The sequence below is a fragment of the Kordiimonas lipolytica genome (assembly GCF_001550065.1).
This window is the reverse complement of record NZ_LRUB01000002.1, coordinates 181925-206424: the sequence shown is the minus strand read 5'-3', so window position 1 is coordinate 206424 and position 24500 is coordinate 181925. Positions and strand designations below refer to the sequence as shown.

Annotated in this window: 27 protein-coding genes and 1 pseudogene; 16 read left to right on the top strand and 12 right to left on the bottom strand. The window is 56.7% G+C overall.

Annotated features, from left to right (window positions below; translation table 11 throughout):
- Window positions 1–7: 7 nt before the first annotated feature.
- The 6 genes from KORM41_RS01080 to KORM41_RS01055 all read right to left on the bottom strand — a co-directional run bounded on the left by KORM41_RS01080 (window position 8) and on the right by KORM41_RS01055 (window position 3581).
- Window positions 8–511: a hypothetical protein gene (locus KORM41_RS01080; protein ID WP_197420912.1), complete on the bottom strand. Its 504-nt coding sequence runs from the start codon at window positions 509–511 to the stop codon at window positions 8–10.
- Complete coding sequence (rraA, locus tag KORM41_RS01075; protein WP_068143490.1) at window positions 512–1018, bottom strand: ribonuclease E activity regulator RraA; 507 nt, start codon at window positions 1016–1018, stop codon at window positions 512–514. It abuts the gene before it with no gap.
- A 5-nt stretch (window positions 1019–1023) separates the two neighbouring features.
- Window positions 1024–1236: an SMc00767 family acetate metabolism repressor gene (locus KORM41_RS01070; protein WP_068143488.1), complete on the bottom strand. Its 213-nt coding sequence runs from the start codon at window positions 1234–1236 to the stop codon at window positions 1024–1026.
- 158 nt (window positions 1237–1394) lie between these two features.
- On the bottom strand, window positions 1395–2117 hold the full coding sequence (locus KORM41_RS01065) for a class I SAM-dependent methyltransferase (RefSeq protein WP_068143486.1): 723 nt from the start codon (window positions 2115–2117) through the stop codon (window positions 1395–1397).
- On the bottom strand, window positions 2107–3378 hold the full coding sequence (locus KORM41_RS01060) for an alpha/beta fold hydrolase (protein WP_068143485.1): 1272 nt from the start codon (window positions 3376–3378) through the stop codon (window positions 2107–2109). The genes KORM41_RS01065 and KORM41_RS01060 overlap by 11 nt, the downstream gene beginning before the upstream one ends.
- A complete protein-coding gene (locus tag KORM41_RS01055; RefSeq protein WP_068143482.1) occupies window positions 3375–3581 on the bottom strand; it encodes a hypothetical protein in 207 nt (68 codons plus the stop codon). The genes KORM41_RS01060 and KORM41_RS01055 overlap by 4 nt, the downstream gene beginning before the upstream one ends.
- 144 nt (window positions 3582–3725) lie before the next feature.
- Here KORM41_RS01055 and phaR point away from each other — a divergent pair, with 144 nt between their 5' ends.
- Both phaR and KORM41_RS01045 read left to right on the top strand, forming a co-directional pair.
- The gene (gene phaR, locus KORM41_RS01050; RefSeq protein WP_068144066.1) at window positions 3726–4319 is read left to right on the top strand and encodes a polyhydroxyalkanoate synthesis repressor PhaR; all 594 of its coding nucleotides are present in this window, start codon (window positions 3726–3728) and stop codon (window positions 4317–4319) included.
- Window positions 4320–4423: 104 nt separating this feature from the next.
- The gene (locus KORM41_RS01045; RefSeq protein WP_082719646.1) at window positions 4424–5656 is read left to right on the top strand and encodes an MFS transporter; all 1233 of its coding nucleotides are present in this window, start codon (window positions 4424–4426) and stop codon (window positions 5654–5656) included.
- Here KORM41_RS01045 and KORM41_RS01040 read toward each other — a convergent pair.
- The 4 genes from KORM41_RS01040 to KORM41_RS01025 are packed head-to-tail and all read right to left on the bottom strand — an operon-like array spanning window position 5653 to window position 9208.
- Window positions 5653–6288: an ABC-type transport auxiliary lipoprotein family protein gene (locus KORM41_RS01040; protein ID WP_068143478.1), complete on the bottom strand. Its 636-nt coding sequence runs from the start codon at window positions 6286–6288 to the stop codon at window positions 5653–5655. The two genes, KORM41_RS01045 and KORM41_RS01040, sit on opposite strands and share 4 nt — an antisense overlap.
- On the bottom strand, window positions 6285–7256 hold the full coding sequence (locus tag KORM41_RS01035) for an MlaD family protein (protein ID WP_068143477.1): 972 nt from the start codon (window positions 7254–7256) through the stop codon (window positions 6285–6287). Before KORM41_RS01035 ends, KORM41_RS01040 begins: the two co-directional genes overlap by 4 nt.
- A 32-nt stretch (window positions 7257–7288) precedes the next feature.
- Window positions 7289–8065 carry an ABC transporter ATP-binding protein gene (locus tag KORM41_RS01030; protein ID WP_068143474.1) on the bottom strand — a complete coding sequence of 259 codons (777 nt, stop codon included), beginning with the start codon at window positions 8063–8065 and terminating at the stop codon, window positions 7289–7291.
- A 3-nt stretch (window positions 8066–8068) separates the two neighbouring features.
- Complete coding sequence (locus KORM41_RS01025) at window positions 8069–9208, bottom strand: ABC transporter permease (RefSeq protein WP_068143472.1); 1140 nt, start codon at window positions 9206–9208, stop codon at window positions 8069–8071.
- Window positions 9209–9366: 158 nt separating this feature from the next.
- Here KORM41_RS01025 and KORM41_RS01020 point away from each other — a divergent pair, with 158 nt between their 5' ends.
- The 9 genes from KORM41_RS01020 to KORM41_RS00980 all read left to right on the top strand — a co-directional run bounded on the left by KORM41_RS01020 (window position 9367) and on the right by KORM41_RS00980 (window position 17815).
- Complete coding sequence (locus KORM41_RS01020; RefSeq protein WP_068143470.1) at window positions 9367–10767, top strand: MmgE/PrpD family protein; 1401 nt, start codon at window positions 9367–9369, stop codon at window positions 10765–10767.
- A gap of 41 nt (window positions 10768–10808) precedes the next feature.
- Window positions 10809–11621, top strand: a complete 813-nt coding sequence (locus KORM41_RS01015) for a nucleotidyltransferase family protein (protein ID WP_068143468.1) — start codon at window positions 10809–10811, stop codon at window positions 11619–11621.
- A gap of 346 nt (window positions 11622–11967) precedes the next feature.
- Window positions 11968–13158: a hypothetical protein gene (locus KORM41_RS01010; protein WP_068143466.1), complete on the top strand. Its 1191-nt coding sequence runs from the start codon at window positions 11968–11970 to the stop codon at window positions 13156–13158.
- Complete coding sequence (locus KORM41_RS01005) at window positions 13125–13922, top strand: nucleotidyltransferase family protein (RefSeq protein ID WP_068143464.1); 798 nt, start codon at window positions 13125–13127, stop codon at window positions 13920–13922. Before KORM41_RS01010 ends, KORM41_RS01005 begins: the two co-directional genes overlap by 34 nt.
- Window positions 13923–13924: 2 nt before the next feature.
- Window positions 13925–14593 (top strand): HAD family hydrolase, encoded by a 669-nt coding sequence (locus KORM41_RS01000; protein ID WP_068143461.1) that lies wholly within the window; start codon window positions 13925–13927, stop codon window positions 14591–14593.
- Between the two features lie 124 nt (window positions 14594–14717).
- Window positions 14718–15683: a prolyl aminopeptidase gene (gene pip / locus KORM41_RS00995; RefSeq protein ID WP_068143459.1), complete on the top strand. Its 966-nt coding sequence runs from the start codon at window positions 14718–14720 to the stop codon at window positions 15681–15683.
- Window positions 15684–15895: 212 nt separating this feature from the next.
- Window positions 15896–16345 (top strand): copper chaperone PCu(A)C, encoded by a 450-nt coding sequence (locus KORM41_RS00990; RefSeq protein WP_068143457.1) that lies wholly within the window; start codon window positions 15896–15898, stop codon window positions 16343–16345.
- 79 nt (window positions 16346–16424) lie between these two features.
- Window positions 16425–17261, top strand: coding sequence for a macro domain-containing protein (locus KORM41_RS00985; protein WP_068143455.1), 837 nt, complete (start codon window positions 16425–16427; stop codon window positions 17259–17261).
- 2 nt (window positions 17262–17263) lie between these two features.
- A complete protein-coding gene (locus tag KORM41_RS00980) occupies window positions 17264–17815 on the top strand; it encodes a TIR domain-containing protein (protein WP_068143454.1) in 552 nt (183 codons plus the stop codon).
- A 2-nt stretch (window positions 17816–17817) separates the two neighbouring features.
- Here KORM41_RS00980 and hemH read toward each other — a convergent pair whose 3' ends face one another.
- Window positions 17818–18840, bottom strand: a complete 1023-nt coding sequence (gene hemH / locus KORM41_RS00975) for a ferrochelatase (protein ID WP_068143452.1) — start codon at window positions 18838–18840, stop codon at window positions 17818–17820.
- A gap of 114 nt (window positions 18841–18954) precedes the next feature.
- Entirely contained in the window at window positions 18955–20037 is a 1083-nt protein-coding gene (locus KORM41_RS00970; protein ID WP_068143451.1) for a succinylglutamate desuccinylase/aspartoacylase family protein, read from the bottom strand.
- 174 nt (window positions 20038–20211) lie between these two features.
- On the opposite strand from KORM41_RS00970, the gene KORM41_RS00965 reads away from it, so the two are divergent.
- From KORM41_RS00965 to KORM41_RS21970, 5 genes and pseudogenes are all read left to right on the top strand, one after another.
- Window positions 20212–20841, top strand: coding sequence for a cation transporter (locus KORM41_RS00965; RefSeq protein WP_068143449.1), 630 nt, complete (start codon window positions 20212–20214; stop codon window positions 20839–20841).
- 10 nt (window positions 20842–20851) lie between these two features.
- On the top strand, window positions 20852–22156 hold the full coding sequence (locus tag KORM41_RS00960) for an MFS transporter (RefSeq protein ID WP_068143447.1): 1305 nt from the start codon (window positions 20852–20854) through the stop codon (window positions 22154–22156).
- Between the two features lie 101 nt (window positions 22157–22257).
- Complete coding sequence (locus tag KORM41_RS00955) at window positions 22258–22983, top strand: lysoplasmalogenase (protein WP_068143445.1); 726 nt, start codon at window positions 22258–22260, stop codon at window positions 22981–22983.
- Window positions 22984–23035: 52 nt separating this feature from the next.
- Window positions 23036–23944, top strand: a complete 909-nt coding sequence (argB, locus tag KORM41_RS00950; protein WP_082719644.1) for an acetylglutamate kinase — start codon at window positions 23036–23038, stop codon at window positions 23942–23944.
- A 290-nt stretch (window positions 23945–24234) separates the two neighbouring features.
- A pseudogene (locus KORM41_RS21970) lies at window positions 24235–24500 on the top strand (hypothetical protein); the annotation flags it as partial.

Genomic DNA, 24500 nt, shown 5'->3' with positions numbered 1-24500 from the left:
CCGTTTTTTAGTAGGAAACTTCAAGCAGCCGAAGCGTGACATCTTCAACTGACGGTATGTCCCAGATGTCATCTTTCAATTGAAACAACCAACCATTTGCGTGCGAAGAATAGCGAGAATGGGCAATGACGACATCATATGGGATGAGTGCCGCCCTAAAGACCGAATAATCCTCACGGAAAATGACACCAGCAAGACAGTCGAAATGCTTCTTATCCAATTCGCGAATGAAGCTAAGTTGGCGTGATTTATTATGACGAGTTGGACGGCGCCCCTTGATTTGAAAAGTACGATCTTTGGCATCAAAGGCATCAATCGCCTTCTGAGAGTTCGGTGCTTGAGACCATCCAAAGGCGTTAACGAATAGAAATTCTGCCAAATCGCCAACAGGGTTGTTTGAGCTTCTTAAAATTTCACGCCTTCGAAGTTCTTCCGTGATTTGTGCATGCAACGTCAGCAAATTGCTCGCAGGCAATTGACTGAGGTCGATATGCGGATCAGAGGAAGCCACCTACAAACTCGGGAGTTCCTTGGCGATCACCACACCGTCGGCATCCGCGATGACCCAGTCGCCCGGGTGGATGGGCACACCGGAAATGGCGATTTCCACATTCACATCGCCCCGGTCCAGCTTTTCGGATTTCCTGGGGCAGCTTCTGAGCGCCTTGATGCCCACGTCTTCGCCCAGCAATTCGTGCCGGTCACGGACACAGCCATATATCACCACGCCAGCCCAGCCATTTTTGGCCGCCAATGCCGCAAGGTTCCCACCCAGAAGTGCCACACGGGTAGAAGCATCGCCGTCCACCACCAACACCCGGCCTTCGCCCTTGCCTTCAAGAAGCGCACGCACCTTGGTATTGTCATCCAGCGTGCGAAGGGTAACGGCAGGCCCGGCGAAATCCACGCGCCCGCCGAAATCCTGAAAGTCAACGGGGAGCACAGAGACGGCGCGGCCCATGGCGTCGCACACGTCCGCTGTCGCCAGTTTTGGCGTGACAATCTCCCCGTTTGGCATGAGCCCTAGTCCTGCTTGTGAATGATCGGCACCAGCATATCGCCCCAGGCGCCTTCTTCATTGTGGTAGCGGGAAGCACGCATCAGCTCGACCGTGACACCCTTGCCCACGGCGGAGATAACAGCATCGTTCAGGCGGTGCAGGGCGTTTGCTACCTGACGGATCGCCATTTCCTTGCTTTCTTCCATCGTCGAATCTTTAGGGGTCTCGTTCGTCATATTGCTCTCCACTAGCTTGACGTTTCGAATAATTTTATGACCCAAACAATATTGTCTGCGCAATAATAATACAAGACCAGAAATCTGAAGAATTTTCGCTCGCCTCGCTGGAAAAGGCTTGGTGGTGCTCTATGGTCACAGGGTTGTTCGTACAGATATCATGAACCGGTCAGAGCCGGCATGATTGCCGCTTTGCGGGCACTTTTGGGTAAAGTGCCATAAACCTGCTTGCGAGCCGAGACAATCAGCGCCCCTCCCAGGTTCTTGCCCAGAAAGCCAATGGGGCGTTCGCCGTATCTCAGGAGCTTCGAAGCCATCGGGCGAATGAAGGGCGGCATCATCAGCGCCGTGTCCCAGCCATCCACCGGCAGCATCTGTTCTTCCAGAAGCGACGACAACTGGCCTTTCGAATAAGGCCTGCCGTGACCAAAAGGTGTGCCCTCATAGGCTGCCCAGCTGCGCATGCGATTGGGCACCACGGCGATCATCTGGCCGCCCGGTGCCAGCACCCGCCAGATTTCGCGCAGGAGATTTACCGGCCTGTTGGCATGCTCCAGCGCATGCACCAGAATGATCCGGTCAACGGAACTGTCAGCAAGCGGCAGATGATATTCCTCGACCAAGGCGGTCCGGCTGCCCAAATGCGCGGGCCAATGGCAGACACCCTGCTGCGCGGGCATGAAAGCCAGAAAGCGGCCACCGGCCCTGCCTTCTGCCCTGGCAATCAGGTCAAGGTACGGCAGGGTAAAGCCAAAACCGATGGTGACACCATCGGTTGGCGGTGCTGTCAGGCGCATCAGCTTCGCGGTAATAATCGGACAGGTGGCGCGGCCGATCGCGCTTGCATAGAAACGGTATAATTTCAGAACATCAGGCCGCATGGTCAGTCTCCAGCCACTTGAGAAGTGGTTCCCAAAGCCCCGTCCGCGCCTTTGACCCGACCATCATACCGATATGCCCGGCGCCCGGGTCGTGCACGGTGGCATTCGGCAGGCCTTTCAGCATGGAATAGGCGCTTTCCTGCGGCACGAGCCGGTCCTCCTCAGGCGCGGCGATCCAGACCGGGCATGTGACATCCTCAAGCCGCACGGGCGCGCCGTCCACATACCATTCTTCCCGGCCTGTGGTATTGTCCCGGTACCAGCCGACCATGGCTTCATCCGCCACCCGGCGCGGCAGCGGCGCGCCGGTATTGACCCAGGTCTCAAGCGCGACAAAAAACTCGGCGGCTTCGGAAGATGGGTCCATGGTGGCAAACTTCCGGAACTTGCGATCATTGAGCGTGGGGTCCACGCTTGTGAAAAACGTCTGCACCGCATCCACCGGAAGCGGCATGTTGGTAGGTAGTTTGGCCAGCGCCTCCACCATCACTGGCGCATATTTCTTACCCGCATGAGGCTTTTTGGTATCGAAATCCCACGGCGCGGCCACAAGGGCAAGCTTTGACACCATATCACCCGCGCGCGCGGCCAAAGCGGTTGTCAGCGTCCCGCCCATGCAGTAGCCAAGCACAGGAACCGGGGCGCCAGCCACGCCCGCCACATGATCCAGAAACGGCTTCAACCGCTTCATTACATAATCGCCAATACCAAAGCCCAGCTCTTCCTCGCCCGGCTCGTACCAGTGCACCAGATAGGGCCTGTAACCATGCCCTTTCAGGAATTCAACCAGGCTACGGCCCGGCATCAGATCCAGCACATAATGCGGGTTGATCAGGCTGGGCACCAGCAGGATCGGTTTGCCCCTGTTTCCTGATTGAGGCGCGCCAAAATCAAGCAATCGGCAATTGCCAATACGCACTGCCTCAGCCGCCTTGCTTTCCGGACGACGGTAAGGATGCGCCAGATATTTGGCGATACCCGCCAGCATGGTATCGGCGCGGCCTGACGCCTTCCTTTCCACCGCGGTGAAAAAGCGCTGCCAGTCATCCTCAGAGCGCATCAAGCCCTTGAGCGCATCCAGGTTGTCGCGTACGCCAGTGTGCCATATGCCAGTGCCCGCACGGAGCCGCCTGGCACCCGCGCCAGCTTCGCGCCAGATCATCAAGCTGTTGGCAAGATGGAGCGACATAGGCCGGGGGCCGCGGATTTGTGCTTCCACATCTGCCATCCGGCTGGCGTGTTCTTTTGGCTGCGCGGTCATGGGTCTTCCCCCACACTTGGTGACCGTTCAAGCGGCACCTCAAGAAGCGCCGCAAGCTCGGCGTGCGGCAGCAGATCCTTCTCGGTTGCCCAAAGACGGATATTTTCCTGCCACAGGGTCAGGAACAGGTCGGCCGCTTGTTCAATATCTTCATCGCGCATGACAATTTCACTATAGGATGCCTGCATTTGGCGCAAAGTCATTTTCTTTGTGCATATGCACAATTTTCCTTGCGGCAGCGCACCAAATACCATTTAATTCGGCCAATTAATTAAAGAATTGCCGTGTTTTCGGATTTTTCGCACATGCGAGGAAGGGGTATCCGAAAAGGCAGGATGGGACAGAAGATGGCACGGAAAAAGCGCGATCAAGGCGAACCGATCATCATCAAAAAATACGCGAACCGGCGGCTTTATAACACTGAAACCTCTAGTTATGTGACGCTCGACCACCTGGCTGACATGATCAAGTCCGGCGAGGAATTTGTGGTGCGCGACGCCAAGTCGGGCGACGATATCACCCGCGCTGTCCTAACCCAGATTATCTTCGAGAAAGAGACCCGCGAAAAAAACATGCTGCCCATCGCCTTTCTCAGGCAGCTGATCAGCCTTTATGGCGACGGCCTTCAGGCCATGGTGCCAAGCTATCTGCAGAGCGCCATGGAAGTTCTGACCCGGCATCAGGAGCAGATCCGCTCCGCGTGCGGTGAAACAGTGGACAGCAGCAATTTCATGCCGATTTTCGAGGAGCTGACACGGCAGAACCTGGCGCTCTTTGAACAGAGCATGCGTGCCCTAACGGCAAGCGCCCAGACCACGCACGCACCTGCTGCAAAACCTGCAGAACAGGCACCCAAAGGCGGCGAGAAGGATCGGGAAATCGCAGACCTCCAGGCCCAACTGGCCGCCCTCAAGGAAAAAGTCGACGCGCTTTCGGACTAACGCGCTGATCGAATTAACGCGCAGGGCGCACGCTTCATCCCCATCTCGCAACTTCGTGATACACGAAGGCGAGAAAGTATGCTCAAGTGAGCGCCCCAATTTAAATGAAACTCCGCAGCGAGAGACCACCGGCAATGCCAGCCATCCTGTTCGCCATCTTTATCGACCTCCTGGGTTTCGGCATCATTGTGCCGATCCTGCCGTTTCTGGTTGGCCCCTATGCGGGCACCGTAACAGTTGGGGGCATGGTGCTGGATGAAGCGACCCTGGGGGCGGCGCTCTTTTCCATCTATTCGCTGACCGCTTTTGCCGCCGGCCCCTTGTGGGGGCGGCTGTCGGACCGCATCGGCAGGCGCCCTGCCCTTGCCGCAACTTTCATCGGCGCGATGGTTTCCTATGTCATCCTGGCGTTTTCAGACAGCCTTCTGATGCTTTTCCTGGCCCGCGCCTTCTCTGGCGCGATGGCCGGTAATGTAGGCATCGCCATGGCTGCCATGGCCGACCTGACCGATGAAAGCAACCGTGGCCGGGCCATGGGCCTGATCGGTGCTGTGTTCGGGCTGGGGTTCGCGTTCGGCCCGCTGGTAGGTGGGCAACTGAGCCACCTCAGTAGCGCGAGTGGCGGATCAGCCATTCTGTTGCCCGGCCTTGTGGCAGCCAGCCTATCGCTGATCGCCGCTTTCATGGCTTATCGTTTCATATCCGAAACGAATTCTGACGAGAGTGAGACAGAAACCAGCCACGTGTCAGTGCGTCCTCCCTGGTCCACCTTCCTTAAAACCCCGGCCCAGCTGGCGCTGTTTTCCATGTTTATCGTGACCTCCGCAGGGCAGATCATGGCCTTCACCATCATGCCCTTCTGGACCAAGGACCTCTTGTTCTGGAGCCAGCAGGAAGTCGGCAACCTGATGGGGGCCATCGGCCTGTGCATTGCTGCGATCCAGTCGCTGGCGACAGGGCCGCTGTTCAAAAGCATTGGTGAACTGAAATCGCTGGTGCTTGGTGGCAGCATCCATTTTATTGGCTGCCTGGTCATCATTTTCGGCACGCCGTCCTTCACTGTGGCGCTGATTGCCTTCCCGCTGATCATGAGCGGCATGACCATTTCATTCCCCGCACTCAACAGCCTGCTGTCGCGCCGCACGGACCGACACCACCAGGGCGCGGCCCTTGGACTTTCAAGCGGGATTTCGGCCCTTGGTCGGGTGGCAGGGCCGCTGGCCGCGGGCCTGCTGTATACAAAAGAAGCGCCAGAGCCGCTCTTTTACGCTATCGCGGTCACAAGCTGCCTGCTTTTGGCCTGGAGTTTCTGGGAACTCAGGAAACCTGCTGCCTAGCCCGCATCGCAAGCTTCATGGGCTTTGCCGAACCAACTGGCCGCATCCCCGGCCGCGTCACCCATGGCTTCATGGAAGGCTGCCATCACGGCATCCGTACCGCTACCGCGGGTACTCACTTGTTTCGCAATGGTCGGCATACCAAGGAGCTGGTTGTCCTTCAGGCGCACGAGCGTGAATTCCAAAACAACAGAGACCTTGTCGTCCGCAGCACGGGCGCCGGGAACAAAGTCCATTTCCCAGACCTTCAGACCCAGACGGCAGCTGGACTGGATATCCAGCCCACCATCGCCGACCATCCGGGCCTCTGAGCTTGCTGCAAGAGATCTCAACACATAGTCTCTGATCAAGTCCGCCAGAGGCGCCGACCAACGTACGCCGTCAATGGTTGAACGGCGGTTACCCGGCAGCGCAACCGCAACCTTGTCGCCCTTGAGGCTGTCTGCAACGGCGGGCTCATCAATGAATACAACAGGGCCCGACCCGCTTGCGGGATAGCTGCCCTGATAGCGAAGCGTATAAATCTCATCCGCCGGGCCTTCATCGCCGAAGGAGATAAGCGGCCCGCATGACGCCAAAAGGGCAGAAGCAGCGACAAGACCAAGCGCGTTTTTTCTAAAAAGCTGCCTCATTCTTTCGTCTCCTTCACCTTGCGGGCGTCAAGGTCGTATGTACTCTCTTTCGGGCCCAGAAGCGTTTCAGCCGGATTTTGCTCTATTTTCCTGACCAGCCGCGAAAGGCTGCGGGCTGTGCTTCGCAAGTCCATGATCATCCGGGTAACCTCAGGCAGGCTGCCCTGCACGAATTGCGTGACGCTGTCCTCATTGGCGGCTACCAGCGCATCGACACGTTCCAGCATCGCCTGCGCGGCGTTCATGGTTTCAATCGCCTCAGCCACAAGCCGTTCGCCGTCCTCAGCCAGCAGCTTGTTGCCACTGTCCGCGAGCGTGCCCAGCTTGGCAGCTGTTTCATTCACGCGGGCCATCACCTCGCGTACTTCAACCATCAAGGCATCCAGGTCTTCCGTGCCGTCTGCAATATTGCGGGTGGCCCGCTCGGTATTCTCCAGGATATTGCTGACCCGTTCCAAATTCTCTTCTGCCAGCATCTTCTTGACTTGGCCAACCGTCAGGATTGCCTCATTGATCAGGTTTGGTGCGGTCTCGAACACTTCCTGAATGGGCGAGGCCTCAGACCGGATCACAGGCCGTTCCTGCCCTGCCTTGGCCTTAAGGGGGGCGCTGCCCTGCGGGCTGCCCTTGATCTCGATATAGGCAACGCCGGTCAGCCCCTGAAACTCAAGCCGTGCGTAGGTTTCCTCATTGACCGGCACTTCGCTTCTGAGCCGCACGAGCACGCGAACCTTCTCACTATCGTGCGGAGCAAGCGTAATGTCCCGCACATCTCCAACCGGAATGCCCAGATAGTAAACGATACTGCGCTTATAAAGGCCGGACACGGAGCCATCGAAAAAGATGTCATATTCCTGATATTCGGCATCCAAATCGACCTTGGCGATCCAGATGGCAAAGGCGATCAGCCCGGCAAGGAACGCCAGAACAAAACTGCCAACCAATATATGCGATGCCCGTGTTTCCATAAGCCGTTGCCTGTCCTATCTCGTCTTTGGCACTAGTCTTTTGCGCCTGCGGCCCGCGCACGGGGACCGTGAAAATATTCCTGCACCCAAGGGTGATCAAACGCCATCACTTCCTCAAGCGGCGCGTTGATCAGGATTTTCTGATCCCCTAGCACCGCGATACGGTCGCATACTCTGACAAGTGTGTCGAGATCGTGGGTCACAAGAAAAACCGTAAGCCCCAGCGAGCGACAGAGTTCCTGTACCAGTTCATCAAACGCCGCTGCGCCGATAGGGTCGAGCCCGGCTGTGGGCTCATCGAGAAAAAGAAGGTCCGGATCGAGCGCCAATGAGCGCGCGAGTGCGGCGCGCTTGCGCATGCCGCCAGAAAGATCGCTGGGGAACTTGGCCGCCGCATCCAGCGACAAGCCTGCCATCTGCAACTTCGAAAGCGCCAAGTCCTTCATCAGGCTGTGGGACATGTGAAAATGTTCCCGAAGCGGCACCTGGATGTTTTGCGCCACCGTCAGCGATGAAAAGAGCGCCCCATCCTGAAACAAGACCCCCCAGTCCCGCCGGGAAAGCCTGTCTTCTTCATTGCTCATCGTGGCCCGGTCTTGACCATTGATCTCGATCGTGCCGCTCTGAGGTTTCAGAAGCCCGATAATGGCCTTCAGCAGCACTGACTTACCCGTGCCCGAGCCACCGACAACACCCAGAATTTCCCCGCGCCTGACATCCAGATTGAGACCGTCATGCACCACATGGGTGCCGAAGGCGGTCTTGAGGTCCCGCACCTTTACAACGATGTCCGGTTTCTTGTTAGCCACCGCCTATAGCCCCACACTGGTGAAAAAGATAGCGAACAGGGCATCAAGCACGATCACCAGGAAGATGGATTGCACCACGCTTCTGGTTGTGCGCATACCCAGCGCATCGGCGCTGCCATGTACCCTGAGGCCGTGGTAGCAGCCGGTTGTGGCGATAACTGCGGCAAAGAAAGGCGCCTTGATGATGCCAACCCAATAGTGGTCGATCGAGATCACTTCCCGGAAATAGGTCAGGAAATTGGCGGGCGTGATATCCAGCTGGATCCATGCCATCAACGCGCCGCCCGCGATCCCCACCACATCGGCATAGAATGCCAGAAGCGGCAGGCATACCGTCAGCGCCACAAGGCGCGGCAGCACCAGCACATCAATGGGTTCCATCCCCAGCGTCTTCATGGCGTCCACTTCTTCATGCAGCACCATCGATCCGATCTGGGCCGTGAAGGCGCTGCCGGACCGGCCCGCTATAATAATAGCGGTCAAAAGAATACCCAGTTCCCGCAGATGGCCAATGCCAAGCATGTCGATAACGAAAATATCGGCGCCGAACTTGGCCAGCTGGATAGCCCCCTGGTTCACCATCACGGCACCGATCAGGAAGGAAATCAGCCCCACGATTCCCATGGACTGCAGCCCCACCACTTCCATCTGGTGCACCACCGGCACCAGGCGAATACGCCCCAGGTCAAACAACGAGCCAAAAAGGCGCATCAGCACAAACCCAAGGAACCCCAGGAGCCGGGCTGACGACCGGAGCGCCGTCATGGTGGCTTCACCCGCCTGAAGGAGAGGCATCAGATACCAGGCGACATGATCGGGTTCTGTTTTGGCAGGCGGCGGGCAGCAGGAGATAACTTCCAAAAGGGTTTTGTGGGCCGCCAGAACGCCTGTGAGCACTGCGGCACCGGCATCCTCGATGGCGGCACAATAACGGCGGATCAGCACGGCACCCGTGGTATCAAGGCTTGTGATTTCCGAACAGTCGACAACGGCGCCCGCTTCACAGGCCGCCACAATGCCCGGCATGGCATTGTCGATATCGACAGCATTATCGATGATCCAGTCGCCGCGCAGGCGCACCAAGGCGCTGGGGCTGCCACTTTCCACCGTTACAAAGCCGTTACCTGTCCGGGCATCCGCCAATTTTTTGCCACTTCCCTCTTGATTTCAAAAACCCAAAACAGCAAATAGAGGCCGCCTGGAAAACAAACACAGGCTTTATCTGCCGGTTTTATTTAACTATAAATAAATCTTGCTGAATTCAGACCAACACACAAGTCATATAAGATACCAAGGGACATATGAAGGTCAATTCGGATAACCCGCTGCACGCTTTTGCAGCCTGGACGACTGGCGTAGACGCCTCCTGGTCGAGCCTGGCGCTTGACCGCGCGCGAGACGCCTTCATTGACACCATCGCTGTCATGGTGCCCGGTGCGCGCGAGGACGTTACACACAAAGTGTTCACTCTCGCCCGCAGGTGGGGCCAAGGCGACTGCCGCGCGGTTGGCTTTGAAGGCGGCCTGTCTGCCCCCATGGCCGCCCTGGTGAACGGCACGGCCGCCCATGCCCTTGATTTTGACGACAATTTCGATCCAGCAAAAGCCCACGCCAGCGCAGTTCTGGTACCTGCCCTTCTGGCCATTGCGGACGAACGCGACCTAACGGGCGAAGCGCTTCTTGATGCCTATATCGTTGGCCTGCAGATGGTTGGCCGTGTGGGCCAGGGCGTGAACCCTTACCACCGCAGCCGCGGCTGGCACGCCACGGCAACGGTTGGCACCGTAGGCACGGCTGCCGGATGCGCGCGACTGATGGGCCTGGATGCCGAGCAAACAGCCCACGCCATTTCGCTTTCAACAAGCCTTGCCGGTGGCTTCATGAGCCAGTTCGGCACCATGACCAAACCGCTGCATGCAGGGCTTGCAGCCGCAGGCGCGGTTCAGGCCGCCCAGTTCGCCGAGGCCGGCATTACAGCAGGCGCGAACACGCTGCATGCCGCGAACGGCATGGGAACGCTGATGGTCGGCCAGGATGTGGAAGAGCTGCGCGCCACCATGGCAGACAAGGATGAATATGGTCAGAAAGTCCAGTTCGCGACCAAGGATATCGGCACGCCGCTGCATATTGAAGAATATGGCCTGAAACTGAAGCGTTTCCCCAACTGTGGCAGCGTCCACCGTGCGCTCGACGGCCTTCTTTTCCTGCGCGAAAAACATGGCTTTGAAGCCCCTGATGTGGCGGAAATTTTTGTGCGTGCGCCGGCTGCGCACCTCCGGAACCTGATGTATGAGCGCCCAACCAATTCGATGGAAGCCAAATTCAGCCTTGAATATGGACTGGCTGTTGGACTATTGACGGGCAACGCGACGCTGGCGGACTATGAAGAGGCCGCGATCAGTCGCCCGGAAGTTACCGCGCTGTTGCCGCTTGTGCGCAAAGAGTATGTCGAGAAACTGGAGAGCGATTTCCCGACACAGGTTCATGTTACGCTGAAGTCTGGCACCACCATGAGCATTGAAGTTGAAATGCCGGTGGGCTCAAGTGCTGCACCCCTGACGCTGGACCAGCTTTGGGACAAATTCGACGGCTGTGTGGGCACCCTTCTGGACAAAGAGAGATACAAGACCGCAAGAGAGACATTGATGGCACTTCCGAAGGGCGAAAGCGCTCGTAAACTCATGTCTTCCTTAACGGCCTAGTCTGATTTAAACTATGCCCGTTGGGTAGGAGGGATAACCCTATGACTGTAACCAAGAAAGCCACAGCTTTGGTGCTGGCTGCCAGCCGTCGCGGCGCCGCCGACGTTGTCGCCCAAGCCCAAGGGGTCAGCCACAAGTGCCTGGTAACACTTGATGGTGTCGTGATGCTGGAACGCGTCATCCGCGAAATAAAAAACGCCCGTGGCATCGACCGTGTGTTTGTTTCAATCGAAAGCGAAGAGCTGCTCAGGACTGTGCCCGCGCTCGCTAAAATGCTGGACAAGGGCGAAATTCAGTATGTGCCGAGCGCGGAAAACCTCTATCTTTCGGTCGCGGACGCTGCCGCCCGGATCGAGGACCCGTACCCACTCGTGATCACCACAGGGGACAACGCCCTGCACACCACTGAAATGGTTGACCATTTCTGCAAGGAAATTGAGCAGCACAAGCCCGATGCAGCCGTTGCCATGACCCCAGCATCCGTTATCTTGGAAGCATATCCCGAAGGCAAGCGCGCCTTCCATAATCTCAAGGACGGTGGCTGGTCCAGCTGCAACCTCTATGCGCTGGCCAACGAGAAAGCCTTGGAAACCGCCAAGATTTTCGAGGGTGGCGGCCAGTTCGGCAAGAAACCGCAGCGTATCATGAAGGCCTTTGGCCTGATGTTCATGCTCAAGTACCGCTACAAGCTGGCCACCATTCACGAGCTGGCCGCGAGCCTGTCACGGCGCTGGAAATTGACGGTGCAGGTGATCCGCATGCCATTCGCCGATGCACCAATTGATGTGGACAACCCAGGCGACATGGAACTGACGGATCAAATCCTGAAGTCCCGCCGCATGGCTGCACAGTAGCAACCAAGCTTAATCCAGAAAAAGGCGTCCATTGGCACCTTTTTTCGCTTCTGCAGCCTGAAATTAGTTAAATCAGGTCCGTCCCCGATAAGACGAAACATTTCTGAAACGCTAGTGTAACGAACGTTTACGGCCTTTTTATTGTTTCGGTCCTGAAGCGAAAACGCCCCCGTTTGAAGCATATCGGTTGTCGAATTGCCTTATTTGGGGCAAAATCAGCCCTTATGCGACGTTTTGTCAGAGTGTTTTGTTCTGATCTTTGTTTATTTTTTAGTCTGAAATGTCCGCGACGGCCGCGAGTTAAGTAAGGCCTCATAAAAAGCAGAAAGAAAAAAAGAAGCCGCTTATGCCACACCGCATTGGATTTCTGTTCAACCATGATGCCGCTCATCAGGTCAGCCATCTTGCGCCCATGATTCCGGCGCTGGCAGGCACTGCTGATGATGTGGAAATTGAGGTTTTCGCCTCCACTGAAGAACAACTTGAAATGGTCCGCGAAATTGCGGGCGATACGCCCCGCTGTCAGTTCACGCTGCTTGATGTGCCGCTTGTCTACAAAGTGCTCGACAAGCTCTTGAACAAAGTCGCGCCATTCAAGCGCATCGCTGTTTTGAAAAACAACCTCGACCATTTCCGCCAGTTGGACACCCTGGTGGTGCCGGAGCGCACCAGCCTGATGCTGCGTGAGGTCTTTGGCCTGACCCACCTGAAAATGGTCCGTGTCTGCCATGGTGCTGGCGACCGGGACGTCGCCTGGTCGGACAATATCTCCAAATTCGATTATGTTTTCCTGCCTGGTGACAAACACCGCGACCGGATGATCGCCCTTGGCATCGTGCAGCCGGAAAACAGCGCCGTGATCGGCTATATGAAGTTCGATGCTCTGGCGGAGGAAAATATCGTCCACCGTCCGTTCAAGAACCAGCGACCGATCGTGCTCTATAACCCACACTTCGATCCTTACCTGTCTTCCTGGTTCACCATGGGCGAAGAGGTTCTGGACTATTTCGCGAACAACAAGGATTTCAACCTGATCTTTGCGCCTCATGTGATGCTCTACAAGCGCCGCATCCATACGTCACTGACCAACCGGGTGGTGCGCTGGCGGAAGGATTTGGCCAAGCGTTTCAAGAACAGCGACAATATCCTGATCGACACCGGCAGCCCGGCCTGCATGGACATGACCCACATACGCTCGGCCGACATCTATCTGGGTGACGTCTCCAGTCAGGTGTATGAATTCATTGCCCGTCCACGGCCCTGCATCTTCCTTAACGGACACGGCGCGGACTGGCAGCGCGACCCGAAATATAAATTCTGGACCCTCGGCCCCGTTGCGTCCTCAATTGACCAACTCGACCAAGCTTTGAAGGCCGCACTTGAAACGCCTCACGCCTACAGGGCGGAGCAACAGAAGCTCTTCAAGTCGTCTATCGACCTTCAGCAAAAATCATCCGCACAGCGTGCCGCCGAAGCCTATTGTAACTTTCTGGGGCTAGATACGTGTCAACCTGTACCGCTGAAAAAATACGGGTAATTGTCCTTGCTGGCCGCCGCCCGGAGGGCGACCCGGTCGCGGACATGTTCAACGTCAAATACAAGGCCGCCGCCCATATCGGCGGACGCGCCATGCTCAACCGTGTCGTGGACGCGCTCGATGCATCGGGGCGTGTGTCAGATATCTTCATCCTGACCCAGTCGCCCGAAGACATGGCGGCGCTCGAAGATTTCGAGCCGTTCAAGGCACGGCGCGATGTAACTTTTGTCGCCAGCGGCGATTCCATCTGTGGCAGCATCGTGGATTTCCTCGACAGTCACCCAAGCAACCAGCCGACCCTGGTAACCACATGCGATCATGTATTGCTGACGGGTAGCGATGTCGCGGCTTTCCTCGACGGCCAGCCTTTGGACACCGATATCGCCGTGGGGCTGGTGCCGGCGGAAACAGTGCTGGCCAAGATACCGGCGGCCCGCCGCACATGGCTGAAGTTCGCGCGGGGCGCGGCCTACACCAGCTGCAACCTGTTCCTGCTGAAGGGACAACGCGCCCGCTCGGTCCTGGCCTTCTGGGCTGGTATCGAACATAACCGCAAGCGCGTCTGGCGGCTTGCCTGGCATTTCGGCCCACTGGTCTTTATCGCTTTTGCCTTGCGCCTCTTGAGCCTGGAAAGCGCTTTCAGCCGCGCCTCCCACTCCATTGGTGCCACGGTCCACCCCGTCATCCTCAAGGAAGCCCATTTGTCCATCGATGTAGACAAGCCTTCGGATGTCATGATCGCCAGCGAGATTCTGGATACCTGATTATGCAGCGCCAAAGACTTGTCATCTTCGATCTGGACCGAACCATCATCAGATTTGGCAGCTACACGCCTTTTCTGCTTTGGTACGCATGGCATTATGCTCCCCACCGCCTGCTGTTGACGCCGGTGATGTTGCTGGTGATGGCGGCCTACAAGCTCAAGGCTTTTTCCCGCAGCCGATTGAAGGAAGTCATGTTCCACCTGCTGGTTGGCACTAAACCGCTTGCCCACCTAGAGGGCGCAGCCGATGCCTTCGCCAACATGATCGTGCGCGGGAAATGCTATACGGACGCGCTGAGCGCCATTTCCAGGCACAAGGCCCAAGGCGACATCCTTGTGCTGGCCACCGCCAGCTATGCCTTCTATGCCGCCCCCATCGCCAACAAACTTGGTTTCAACCACCTGGTGGCCACGAGGCTGGAGACGCGGAACGGCATGGTGATCCCCCGCATCCAGGGTGACAATTGTTATGGCGACGCAAAGCGGGCCATGGTTCAGCAGTTGATCCAGGGGCAGAAACTGGGCGGCCTGGAGACCCTTTTCTATACCGATGACCACAGCGATATACCGACCCTTGATCTGGTGGATTCAGCCGTTGCAGTGAACCCAACCCGCAAGCTGCGCCAGTATGCCAGCCAGCACGACCGGGTGGAAACAGCCATCTGGCATTGACGCCTAAGCGGCGTCGGCTGGCGCGACCCTGCGGATGGGGCCGGGCAACCTGTGTTTCTTGTATTATTAACTTCTGCGGCTTATTCTGGCTGAAACCTAAGACAAAAAAAATCGGGACAGCACGGTGCGCGCAGACAGTACAACAACCCTCCGCTCTCTTTATCCATCCATCGAGCCGTATGCGAGCGAACGCCTGAAAGTGCCAGGCGGGCATGAGATTTATGTGGAGCAGTCCGGCAACCCGGTGGGCGCACCGATTGTGTTTGTCCATGGCGGCCCTGGCGGCGGCACCAGCCCGATCCAGCGGCGTTTCTTCAACCCGGCGAAATACCGCATCATATTGTTTGACCAGCGCGGCTGCGGCAAAAGCCGCCCGCACGCGTCCCTCGACCACAACACCAGCCAGCATCTGGTGGCCGACATGGAAGCCATCCGGCAACATCTGAATATCGACAGCTGGTTCCTGTTTGGCGGGTCTTGGGGCAGCACCCTGTCGCTTCTGTATGGCCAGGCCTTTCCAGAACGCACGCGTGGCCTGATCCTGCGCGGCATTTTCCTGTCGCGCCAGCGCGAGCTGGACTGGTTCTATCGTGGCGGCACCAGCAGCATTTTCCCCGAAGCCTGGGCGCGTTTCTGCGGCCCGATCCCGGAAGAAGAGCGCGGTGACCTGATCAGCGCCTATTATAAGCGCCTGGTGGACCCTGACTGGGAAGAAGACCGCCTGACCTTCGCCAAGGAATGGAGCCTGTGGGAAGGCAGCACCGTGACACTGGTGCCCGATGAAGAACAACGCGCCCATTCGGTGGATCCTGTTTTCGCGCTCGCCTTCGCGCGGATCGAGGCCCACTATTTCAAGCACCGCAGCTTCCTTGAGGCCGACAACCAGATTCTGGACGACGCCCATAAGCTCAGGGGCGTGCCCACCACCATTGTGCAGGGCCGCTATGACGCCATCTGCCCACCGACAAGCGCGTGGGAGCTGGCGCAGGCCATGCCGTGGGCGACGCTGAAGATGGTGCCGGTGGCAGGCCATTCGGCGTTCGAGCCCGCGATCCAGCATGAGCTGATCTGCGCCACAGACGCGGCGTAGGCCAAGTTAACAGGTCGTCATTCGCCAACTGCTGTATGGATGCTGAAACAAGTTCAGCATGACGACCTGAGTTGCTTAAGCCGTCCACCCCACTCATCTGTCACCCTGAACTTGTTTCAGGGTCCATTTCGAAACTACCTGCCCCCTGCGACGTGATGTCCCTTGCCTGAGCCTATATAGTCAGGCTATGAGCAGGACAAAGGAGAACACCCGTGAAAGCAATTTTGTCCGCCCTTATTCTGGCCCTCAGTTTTTCCGTCACCGCGTTCGCCCACGGCGAGCATGATGGCGAAGGCATTGAAATTGAAAAGGTCTGGGCGCGCAAAACCAGCCGCACGGTCTCTGCCGCTGTGTATCTGACCATCCGCAACAACACGCACGACATTATTGAGCTGACGGGCGCGGATACAGATATTGCGAACACCACCATGATCCACCGGTCCTATGAGGAAGGCGGCATCATGAAGATGGACCATGTGATGAGCGTGCCGCTGAAGCCGGGCGAGACCTTCACGCTCGCGCCCGGCGGCTATCATGTGATGCTGATGGGCCTTAAAAAGCCGCTTGAGAAAGGCGATGTCTTCCCGCTGACGCTGGAGTTCGACGGCGAGCATGAGCGCGAGGTGATTGTGGAAGTCACCGGCATGATGGGGATGCAGTAGTCAAAAACCAGTATAAATTGCAAAAAGTCCAATATCGTATGCTATGCTAACTTCATGATACCTTGGAGTGTGCATTACTATGAAGTCGTTTTCTAAGTGGCTATGCTTTTTTCGAGCTTTGCTCACAGCTATCGGCATTATATGGCTCTTTATCGAGTCATATGAGGGCATCACAAATCAGGAATTAGACCTTTCCTACAAAGATTTTTTGTTAAGCTCTACTCTCCTCGGGCTACTTCTATTCTTTGCAGATGGTCTTTTCTTAGAAGGTTTCTTCAAAAACGAAATCGTTATTTCCAGCAATAGTTTCGACACAAAAATATCCGTGCTTTTTGGCGATTTTTTTGATCAAAAAGGCTGGAAAGCCATTGGGGTGAACGACTGTTTTGATGACATCGTTGATGACATAATAGTATCATCCAAGAGCCTTCACGGCCAGGTCATTCAGAAATTCTGGGGAGGAAATAGTGGCAATTGGCGAAACCAAGTCGACACAGCACTCTCTCAAACGCCCTTTACAACCATTACAAGGAATCCTGGGCGTACACGACGCTATGAAATTGGAACAACCGCGACAGCTATTGTTAACGAAAATAAGTTCCTTTTTGTCGCGCTTGGCCGAACCGATGAAACAACTCATCGAACGTCGGCTACAGCGGAAGACCTAATTAAAGCAGTTCGGGGGCTTCTAGTTAAAGCTCGAAACTCCTGTTCCAACGAAACTATTTACATCCCGCTGCTAGGTTCTGGGCTTGCCCGCATTGGTATCAAAAACGCTATTCTTGTCGACTTAATACTCACCGCGGTGTTTGAAGAAACTAAACAGGGAAAGGTCTCAAATTCCATAAAAATAGTTTTGCCAAAAGACAAGAAGCCTGAAATCGATTTGGGATCAATCTATCAAGATTGGAAGTAGATATGGCTTATCGCAATGGAACCTACATTGCTTTTGACGGCCTTGGACAAACCGACCCGAGCAAGTCGGACTTTAGATATTACTCAACCATACAAGCCTGGAGTTCAAAAAAGCATATCGAATTCAAATTCGTGAACAGCCACGAGAAGACGTATGCAGTTAGAGATAGCAGCCAAAGATCTACCCTAGAATCGAGGATAAGAGAGCGCCTTGCCAAATCAAAAAACTGCCTCGTTATTTTAAGCGATAAAACGAGGAGTTCCGGCAGCATGCTCAGCTATGAAATTGAACAAGCCGTTGATAGGTATGAGCTGCCTCTAATTATCACCTATCCCGGCTTCAACATTGTGTCCAAACCAATATTGTTGAAAAATCGTTGGCCAGAAGCGCTAACGGAGAGAGTTCACCAGGAAACTGCTTATGCTATTCATATCCCATTTAAAAAGGGGGCAATTTTAGATTCTATTAGCCAATTTACGGTACATGCTAACGCATTGACTGGACCTCTCAATTTTTATTCTGCAAAAGCCCACTCCGAGCTAGGTTGCACATAGCCCTAACCCAGCCAGCCTTTGAGCTCGTTCCTTGCGACGCTCTCGAGCACCCACATGCCCTGCTCTGTGTCATTCAGGCACGGGATATAGTGGAAGTGGGTGCCGCCGTTCTCAAGGAAGGTTTCCCGAAGTTCCATATTGATTTCTTCAAGGGTTTCCAGACAGTCCTGTGAAAAGGCCGGGGCGAGCACGGCGAGCTTTTTGACGCCGTCCTTGGCCATCTGCTCGACCGTTTTGTCCGTGTAGGGCTGCACCCATTCGGTGGGACCGACGCGCGACTGGAAGCTGGTCACCAGCTTGCCTTCCGGCAGATCAAGCGCGTCGTTCAGCAAACGGCTGGTCTTATGGCAGTGGCAGGGGTATGGATCCCCCTTATCCCAGTAGGCCTTTGGGATCGAATGGTAGGACGCCAGGATTTTATCCGGCTCCCAATCCAATGTGCTCAGGCTGTCTTTCACACTCGCGGCAAGCGCGGAAGGGTATTCCAGCGTATCAAAGTAAGCCGGCACCGTGCGCACAGATGGCATCCAGCGCATCTCGCCCATTACCTCGAAAGCTTTCTCATAAGCTGTCGCAGTCGTCGTGGCGCTATATTGCGGATAGAGCGCGAACAACAGGATGCGGTCACAACCCTTTTCGCGCAGGCGCGTGAGGCCATCCTTGGTGGACGGCGTGCCGTACCGGAAGGCCCATTCAACCTCGGCTTCTTCCCCGAAGGCGGCCTGCAGCTTTTCGGCCTGGCCTCTAGCGTAGGTCCGAAGCGGGCTTTCGTTTCGCTCCTTGTCCCAAATTTTGGCGTAGGCCTTGGCGGACTTGCCAGACCGGAAGGTCAGGATCGGGCCATGAAGGATCGGCAGCCAGATCAGGCGCGGCGTTTCCACCACGCGCGGGTCCGAGAGGAACTCCGCCAGATATTTCCGAACCGCGCCATAGGTGGGGGCGTCGGGCGTGCCAAGGGACATCATCAGGATGCCCAGCTTGCCGTGGGCCACGGTGGGGTGATCTGTCGGTTTTTCGCTGGTCATAGGTCTGTTCGCCGTTTTCTTAACTTTGCTTGCGCCGTTTCTACGACAGCGGCGCCGAAATGGCTCATGAAAAAATCAGATATCTGTCATCTGGCGCGTATCTCGCTCGTGTGCCTACTGCAGGATACGCACCAGCATGCTTCCGGCCTCGCGCACCGGGTCTGTGGCCACGGCCAGCACCCAGCCGTCATGCGGGGCCGTGTAGGTGCGAATTTCATGCCCGAACGCGTCATACAGCGTGGCTACATCCTGGCCCTTCTTCACCGCGTCCTTCAGGCCCACATGCAAAACGGCAATGCCGCCCCGGTCGGCATACACATTGGTGTAGTTCGACCCCACGATGGCTTTCACCGGCGGCTGTTCCACACTGCCCGGCACCATCCTGTGCGCCCGCATCAGGTTCTGGAGGCCCCAGACCGCGCGGTCAATCAGCTCCCCCTGGAACTGCTTTGGCGCGCCCACTTCAAGCGTAACAGCCGGAATGCCCTCTTTCATCAGGCTGGTCTCCAGCGTGCCCTGCTGGCCCGCGTCATTCTTGATCATGTCGGGGCCAAGGGTATGGGCCGCCGCGCGCGCTGTGCTGTTGCCGAAATCGGCGAACACAAAAAGCGGATAGGCAGCGCCCCGCGTCTGGGTGTGGATATCCACGGCGAAATCAGCGTTCTGGCGAATGAGGCCCTGCCACAGGGCACCAAGATAGCGCCCGGATGTGCTGCCACTTTCGCCCACACTGCCTGGGAAATTACGGTTCAGATCAACCAGCGAGCCACCGCCCGCAGACACCGGGAAGCGCCTGTTGTTGGCATTGATGCCCGGCTGGTTCAGCCCCGGCACTGCCACCACCGTGCCTGAAAGGGTCTTTGGGTCCAGCTTTTCCAGAAGCCGGTGCAGCACGGCGATGCCGTTCAGCTCATCACCGTGGACCGCGGCGGTCAACAGAAGCGTCTTGCCATCCTTCGCGCCGCGCACCACCACAACCGGCACATGAATGGGCGCGCCGGTGTTGCGCCAGCCCGCGCGGAAATAGAAATCATGCCGCCCTTCGGGCAGCCGCTCGGCCTCAAGCCTGGTGATCACCGTAACGCCGCCCACACGGTCACCCGTGTCTTCCATGGGCGGCATCATAGAGGCGCGTGACGGCGCCGCGACAAAAAGGCTGACAAGAAGGCCAAGGGTTATCGTGCGAACTGGCATCATGTGGTTACTGCTCCGTTTGCTTTCAAAGCATCGCCTATCATCGCAACAGACCGGCTTCAATTGCAAATATGTAATGCAATATCATCCAGCCATGTAATGGAATATCATCCAGAAATTTGCCTTGCACACCAACATATTATCGGGCCAAATAAGGGCGAAACCAGAGGGACTGTTATGGGTGCGAACTGCTGTCATGATGTGAAGTTTGAAGGGATGGACCCGCGCTATAAGCGTGCGCTCATCTATGTGATCCTCATCAATGCGGCCATGTTCCTGTTTGAAATGCCCATGGGCTTTGTGGGCCAGAGCCAGGCGCTGAAGGCAGATGCGCTTGATTTCCTGGGCGACACCTTCACCTACGGCCTGTCGCTTTATGTGATTGGCAAGGCCGGCAGCCTGCGCGCCAAGGCCGCGCTTTTCAAAGGCATCAGCCTTTCGGTAATGGGCTTGTGGGTATTGGGGTCCACCATCTATACGGTTTTCTATCTGAACCAACCAACCGCCGCGATTATGGGCGGCGTTGGGGCAGCGGCGCTGGCCGCCAATGTTGCGAGCGTGCTTCTGCTGATGCGCTTCAAGGACGGTGACGCCAACGTGCGGTCCGTGTGGCTTTGCAGCCGCAATGACGCCATCGGCAACGTGATGGTGATGGTGGCGGCGTCCGGCGTGTGGATTTCCGGCACCGGCTGGCCGGACCTGATTGTGGCAGGCATCATGGCATCGCTGTTCCTGTCCGGCTCGTTCCAGATTATCCGGCAGGCCAGCCACGAGCTTTCGCACCACCGCACTGCGGCCGCAGAATAGGCCGGGGCCCGTGGGACGCACGCAGTGGCAGCTGTTTGGCACAAGGCGCTTCCTGCCGCTTTTCATCACACAGTTTCTTGGTGCGCTGAATGATAACCTGTTCCGGCAGGCGCTTGTTATCCTGATCACCGTCAAGCTGGCGTCCGAGATGGGTATCCAGCCGTCCATCCTGACCAACCTGGCGATCGGGCTGTTCATCCTGCCCTTCTTCTTGTTTTCCGCGCTTGCCGGGCAACTTGCCGACAAGTATGAGAAAACCAACCAGATCGTGTGGATCAAGATTTGGGAAATTGGCCTGATGGTGGTGGGCGGCTTTGCCATCTATTTCCAGAATTTCTACATGATGGTGGCTGTGCTTTCCGGGCTGGGGCTCCAGAGCACCTTCTTCGGCCCGATCAAATATGGTGTCCTGCCTGACCTGATGAAAACAGATGAGCTTCTGGGCGCCAACGCGCTTATCGAAGCCGGCACCTTTGTTGCCATCCTGCTTGGCATCCTGGTGGGTGGGCTGGTGATCAGCCAGGACGGTGACAATTTCATCATCTCCGGCATCATGATCGCTTTCGCCGTCATCGGCACGCTGACAGGGCGGCTGGTCCCCAAAACCGGGCAGGCCGCGCCCAACCTGGACATCCGGGTGAATATCTTCACCTCAACCGGCACGCTTCTGAAAAGCGCATGGCAAAATGATATCGCACGCCCAGCCATCATCGGCATCAGCTGGATCTGGCTTTATGGTTCCATCTATATCGCGCAGATACCCGAAATCGTTTACGCGCGCATGGGCGGGGACAAAACAGTCATCACGCTGGTGATCGCCTGTTTCTCGGTCGGTATTGGCGCGGGCGCGCTTTTGTGCAGCCGCATTTTGAAGGGCGAAATTTCAGCCCGCCTGGCGCCCCGTGCCCTTGTGGGGCTTGGCGCTGTCAGCCTGGCCTTTATTTGGGCCCTACCAGAAGTGCCCAGTGTGCCCTTTTCTGCTGAAACTGTCGTTGGTCTGAAGGCCTTTATCGCCGCTCCATCCAACTGGCCGATGCTTATCGCGCTGATTGGTGTGGCCATGATGGCAGGCATGGTAATCGTGCCGCTTTACACCATTTTGCAGGAATATACCCCGCGCGAGGCCCGGTCGCGTGCGATTGCCGCCAACAATGTATTCAACAGCGCCTTCATGGCGGGCGGTACCATCATCGCCGCAGCCCTCCTGGCGACAGGCTTGACGGTTATCCAGATCCTGATCCTGTATGCCGCCGCAAACCTTGTGCTGCTGCGCCCCGCCGCGCGGTTGAAGGCACGCATTGAGAATGCCAATTGAAAACTGTCCCTACACAGCAGCGGTTAAAATTGATACATTTGAATCAAAGACTTGTGACAACCCCAGCAGCCTGCATATAGTGGCGCGAGGAGGAGCATCACGTGACACGCATCTTTAGCCGCCGCAAACGACCGGTCCTGGAAGCGCTGGGGCAGATCTTCATTGTTCTGTCATTCATTGGCGCTGTGGTTCACGGGGCCGGATGGCACCCGGACGGCATCCTGTGGAGCGTTCTCTCCAAAGCCAGTGCCGTGTCTTTCCTGGCGCTGTTTGTTGCCGTGAATATACGCACATTCGGGCACGCCCTTTTGTTTTTCGCGCTCATATTCTCTGTTTCAGGGGATGTGCTCCTGGAAATTCCAACCGACCCGCCTGGGCAGGCATTCCTGCGCGGCATGATGGGCTTCATGGTTGGCCACATTTTCTTCATCGTTCTGTACCTTACCAACCGCCAACCCATGAGCGACATAAGCACGCTGCCTGTCAGGCTGTCGTCGCTATTGTGGCTGTTCGCCTTCTTCTCCGGCTACATGCTGTATGACGGTTTGGGCGAGATGCGCATGTATGTGTATGTCTACACCGCTGTCCTGACTGCCATGGCAACCTCTGCGCTGCTCAGCAAATTTCCGTTCCGCTTGACTGGCATCGGGGCTGTGTTGTTCGTGCTGTCGGATGCCGCTATTGGCGCACGCGAGTTCATGGGAGCCCCAGAGTATGTCGGCTATTTCATATGGGCCGCTTATTATGCATCACAGCTTATGATGACGATGGGGGTCATGCTGACGGACGACCGACCAACAAACTTTGGCGGGTATCGATTTGACTAGGGCCAGCCTTGGCCTTACATCTTTTTGTCACCCTCATTGATGGAACAAGGCCATGATCACAGTGGACCGCGATATGAAAATTCTGCAGAAGAAAGCAGCCACGCTCGTCGAAGCGCTTCCCTACATGCGCAAATATGCTGGCGAAACCTTCGTTATCAAATACGGCGGACATGCCATGGGCGATGACGCGCTGGCACGCCAGTTCGCCCAGGACATCACGCTTTTGAAACAGGTGGGCATCAACCCAGTGGTTGTCCATGGAGGCGGCCCACAGATTGGCGAAATGCTCAAGAAGCTCTCGATCGAGACCGACTTTGTTGACGGCCTTCGCGTGACCTGCAAAGCAACTGTGGATATCGCCGAAATGGTGCTGTGTGGCTCTATCAGCAAATCCATCGTCGCTGACATCAACGCGGCAGGTGGCCGGGCCATCAGCATGTCAGGCAAAGACGGCAAGCTGGTCACCGCCACCAAGATGGAAAAATCCAAGCCAGACCCGGACAGCAATATCGAGAAGGTAATCGACCTGGGTTTCGTGGGCGAACCCACGCATGTCGACCCGACCGTCCTCAAGCAAAGCATGGCCAACGGCATCATCCCCGTGATCTCACCCATCGCGGCTGGCGAAGACGGCAATACCTATAACATCAATGCCGATACAATGGCGGGGGCCATCGCCGGGGCACTGGGCGCACGGCGTTTCTTCCTGCTGACAGACGTGCCGGGCGTACTCAGCAAAGACAAGGAAATGCTGACGGAGTTGGACCCGGAGGACATCGCGCGCCTCAAGGCGGACGGCACCATCACCGGCGGCATGATCCCCAAGGTGGAAACCTGCATCAAGGCCGTGGAAGCCGGCGTTAAAGGTGCGGTTATCCTGGACGGCCGGGTCAAGCATGCCATGCTGCTTGAAATCTTCACCGAGCGCGGTGCAGGTACGCTGATACGGCCTGCGCACTGACCCTTTCGCGATAAGCGGCAAAATGAAGGAACAAGGGGGCCCTTTCGGCCTCCTTTGTCTTGGAGCATGGGCTGCAGAGAAGCAGGTGTGACCCAACCTCCAGGAGAAAATGGCTCAAATCAGCCTTTTTCCACAAGACACATCGAAGAAGAATGCCATTCCTTAACAGGAAAAGGCTTTTCTGAATTTTCCGTTCATATTGGGTTCAGCCCCTGATTTCCACAATTCAACCCCTGGCCGTAATCACGGCCGGACATTCTGGACAATTGATCAAAATAAGGAGAGGACTTTTGATCTACATGACTGGGGCGTGGAACTTTGGAGGGCCTGGCGGTTTTGCCATCCCCCAAACCACGGTGACGCTCGACATGCCATCAGACGTGTCGGGTGATCAAATCAGGGGGCTGATAGGGCAAACCGCAGGTGGCGGTGAGCTTGTTTTCCCCGTGGAGCCCAATGGTGGCATCGGAGATGGGGCGGGACCAATACCACTTGGAAGCCCCATGCCGGTCGAACCCGATGGTGGCATCGGAGACGGCGCCGGACCAATACCGCT

Bases quoted from the DNA above. Each gene is read 5' to 3' on its own strand.
- argB (WP_082719644.1), top strand. From the start codon at position 23,036: ATGATCACAGTGGACCGCGATATGAAAATTCTGCAGAAGAAAGCAGCC.
- KORM41_RS00965 (WP_068143449.1), top strand. From the start codon at position 20,212: ATGGGTGCGAACTGCTGTCATGATGTGAAGTTTGAAGGGATGGACCCG.
- KORM41_RS01060 (WP_068143485.1), bottom strand. From the start codon at position 3,378: ATGACCGCGCAGCCAAAAGAACACGCCAGCCGGATGGCAGATGTGGAA.
- KORM41_RS01055 (WP_068143482.1), bottom strand. From the start codon at position 3,581: ATGACTTTGCGCCAAATGCAGGCATCCTATAGTGAAATTGTCATGCGC.
- KORM41_RS00985 (WP_068143455.1), top strand. From the start codon at position 16,425: ATGAAGTCGTTTTCTAAGTGGCTATGCTTTTTTCGAGCTTTGCTCACA.
- KORM41_RS01070 (WP_068143488.1), bottom strand. From the start codon at position 1,236: ATGACGAACGAGACCCCTAAAGATTCGACGATGGAAGAAAGCAAGGAA.
- hemH (WP_068143452.1), bottom strand. From the start codon at position 18,840: ATGACCAGCGAAAAACCGACAGATCACCCCACCGTGGCCCACGGCAAG.
- KORM41_RS00970 (WP_068143451.1), bottom strand. From the start codon at position 20,037: ATGATGCCAGTTCGCACGATAACCCTTGGCCTTCTTGTCAGCCTTTTT.
- KORM41_RS00980 (WP_068143454.1), top strand. From the start codon at position 17,264: ATGGCTTATCGCAATGGAACCTACATTGCTTTTGACGGCCTTGGACAA.
- KORM41_RS01040 (WP_068143478.1), bottom strand. From the start codon at position 6,288: ATGAGGCAGCTTTTTAGAAAAAACGCGCTTGGTCTTGTCGCTGCTTCT.
- KORM41_RS01015 (WP_068143468.1), top strand. From the start codon at position 10,809: ATGACTGTAACCAAGAAAGCCACAGCTTTGGTGCTGGCTGCCAGCCGT.
- KORM41_RS01020 (WP_068143470.1), top strand. From the start codon at position 9,367: ATGAAGGTCAATTCGGATAACCCGCTGCACGCTTTTGCAGCCTGGACG.
- KORM41_RS01010 (WP_068143466.1), top strand. From the start codon at position 11,968: ATGCCACACCGCATTGGATTTCTGTTCAACCATGATGCCGCTCATCAG.
- KORM41_RS01045 (WP_082719646.1), top strand. From the start codon at position 4,424: ATGAAACTCCGCAGCGAGAGACCACCGGCAATGCCAGCCATCCTGTTC.
- KORM41_RS01035 (WP_068143477.1), bottom strand. From the start codon at position 7,256: ATGGAAACACGGGCATCGCATATATTGGTTGGCAGTTTTGTTCTGGCG.
- KORM41_RS01065 (WP_068143486.1), bottom strand. From the start codon at position 2,117: ATGCGGCCTGATGTTCTGAAATTATACCGTTTCTATGCAAGCGCGATC.
- KORM41_RS01000 (WP_068143461.1), top strand. From the start codon at position 13,925: ATGCAGCGCCAAAGACTTGTCATCTTCGATCTGGACCGAACCATCATC.
- rraA (WP_068143490.1), bottom strand. From the start codon at position 1,018: ATGCCAAACGGGGAGATTGTCACGCCAAAACTGGCGACAGCGGACGTG.
- phaR (WP_068144066.1), top strand. From the start codon at position 3,726: ATGGCACGGAAAAAGCGCGATCAAGGCGAACCGATCATCATCAAAAAA.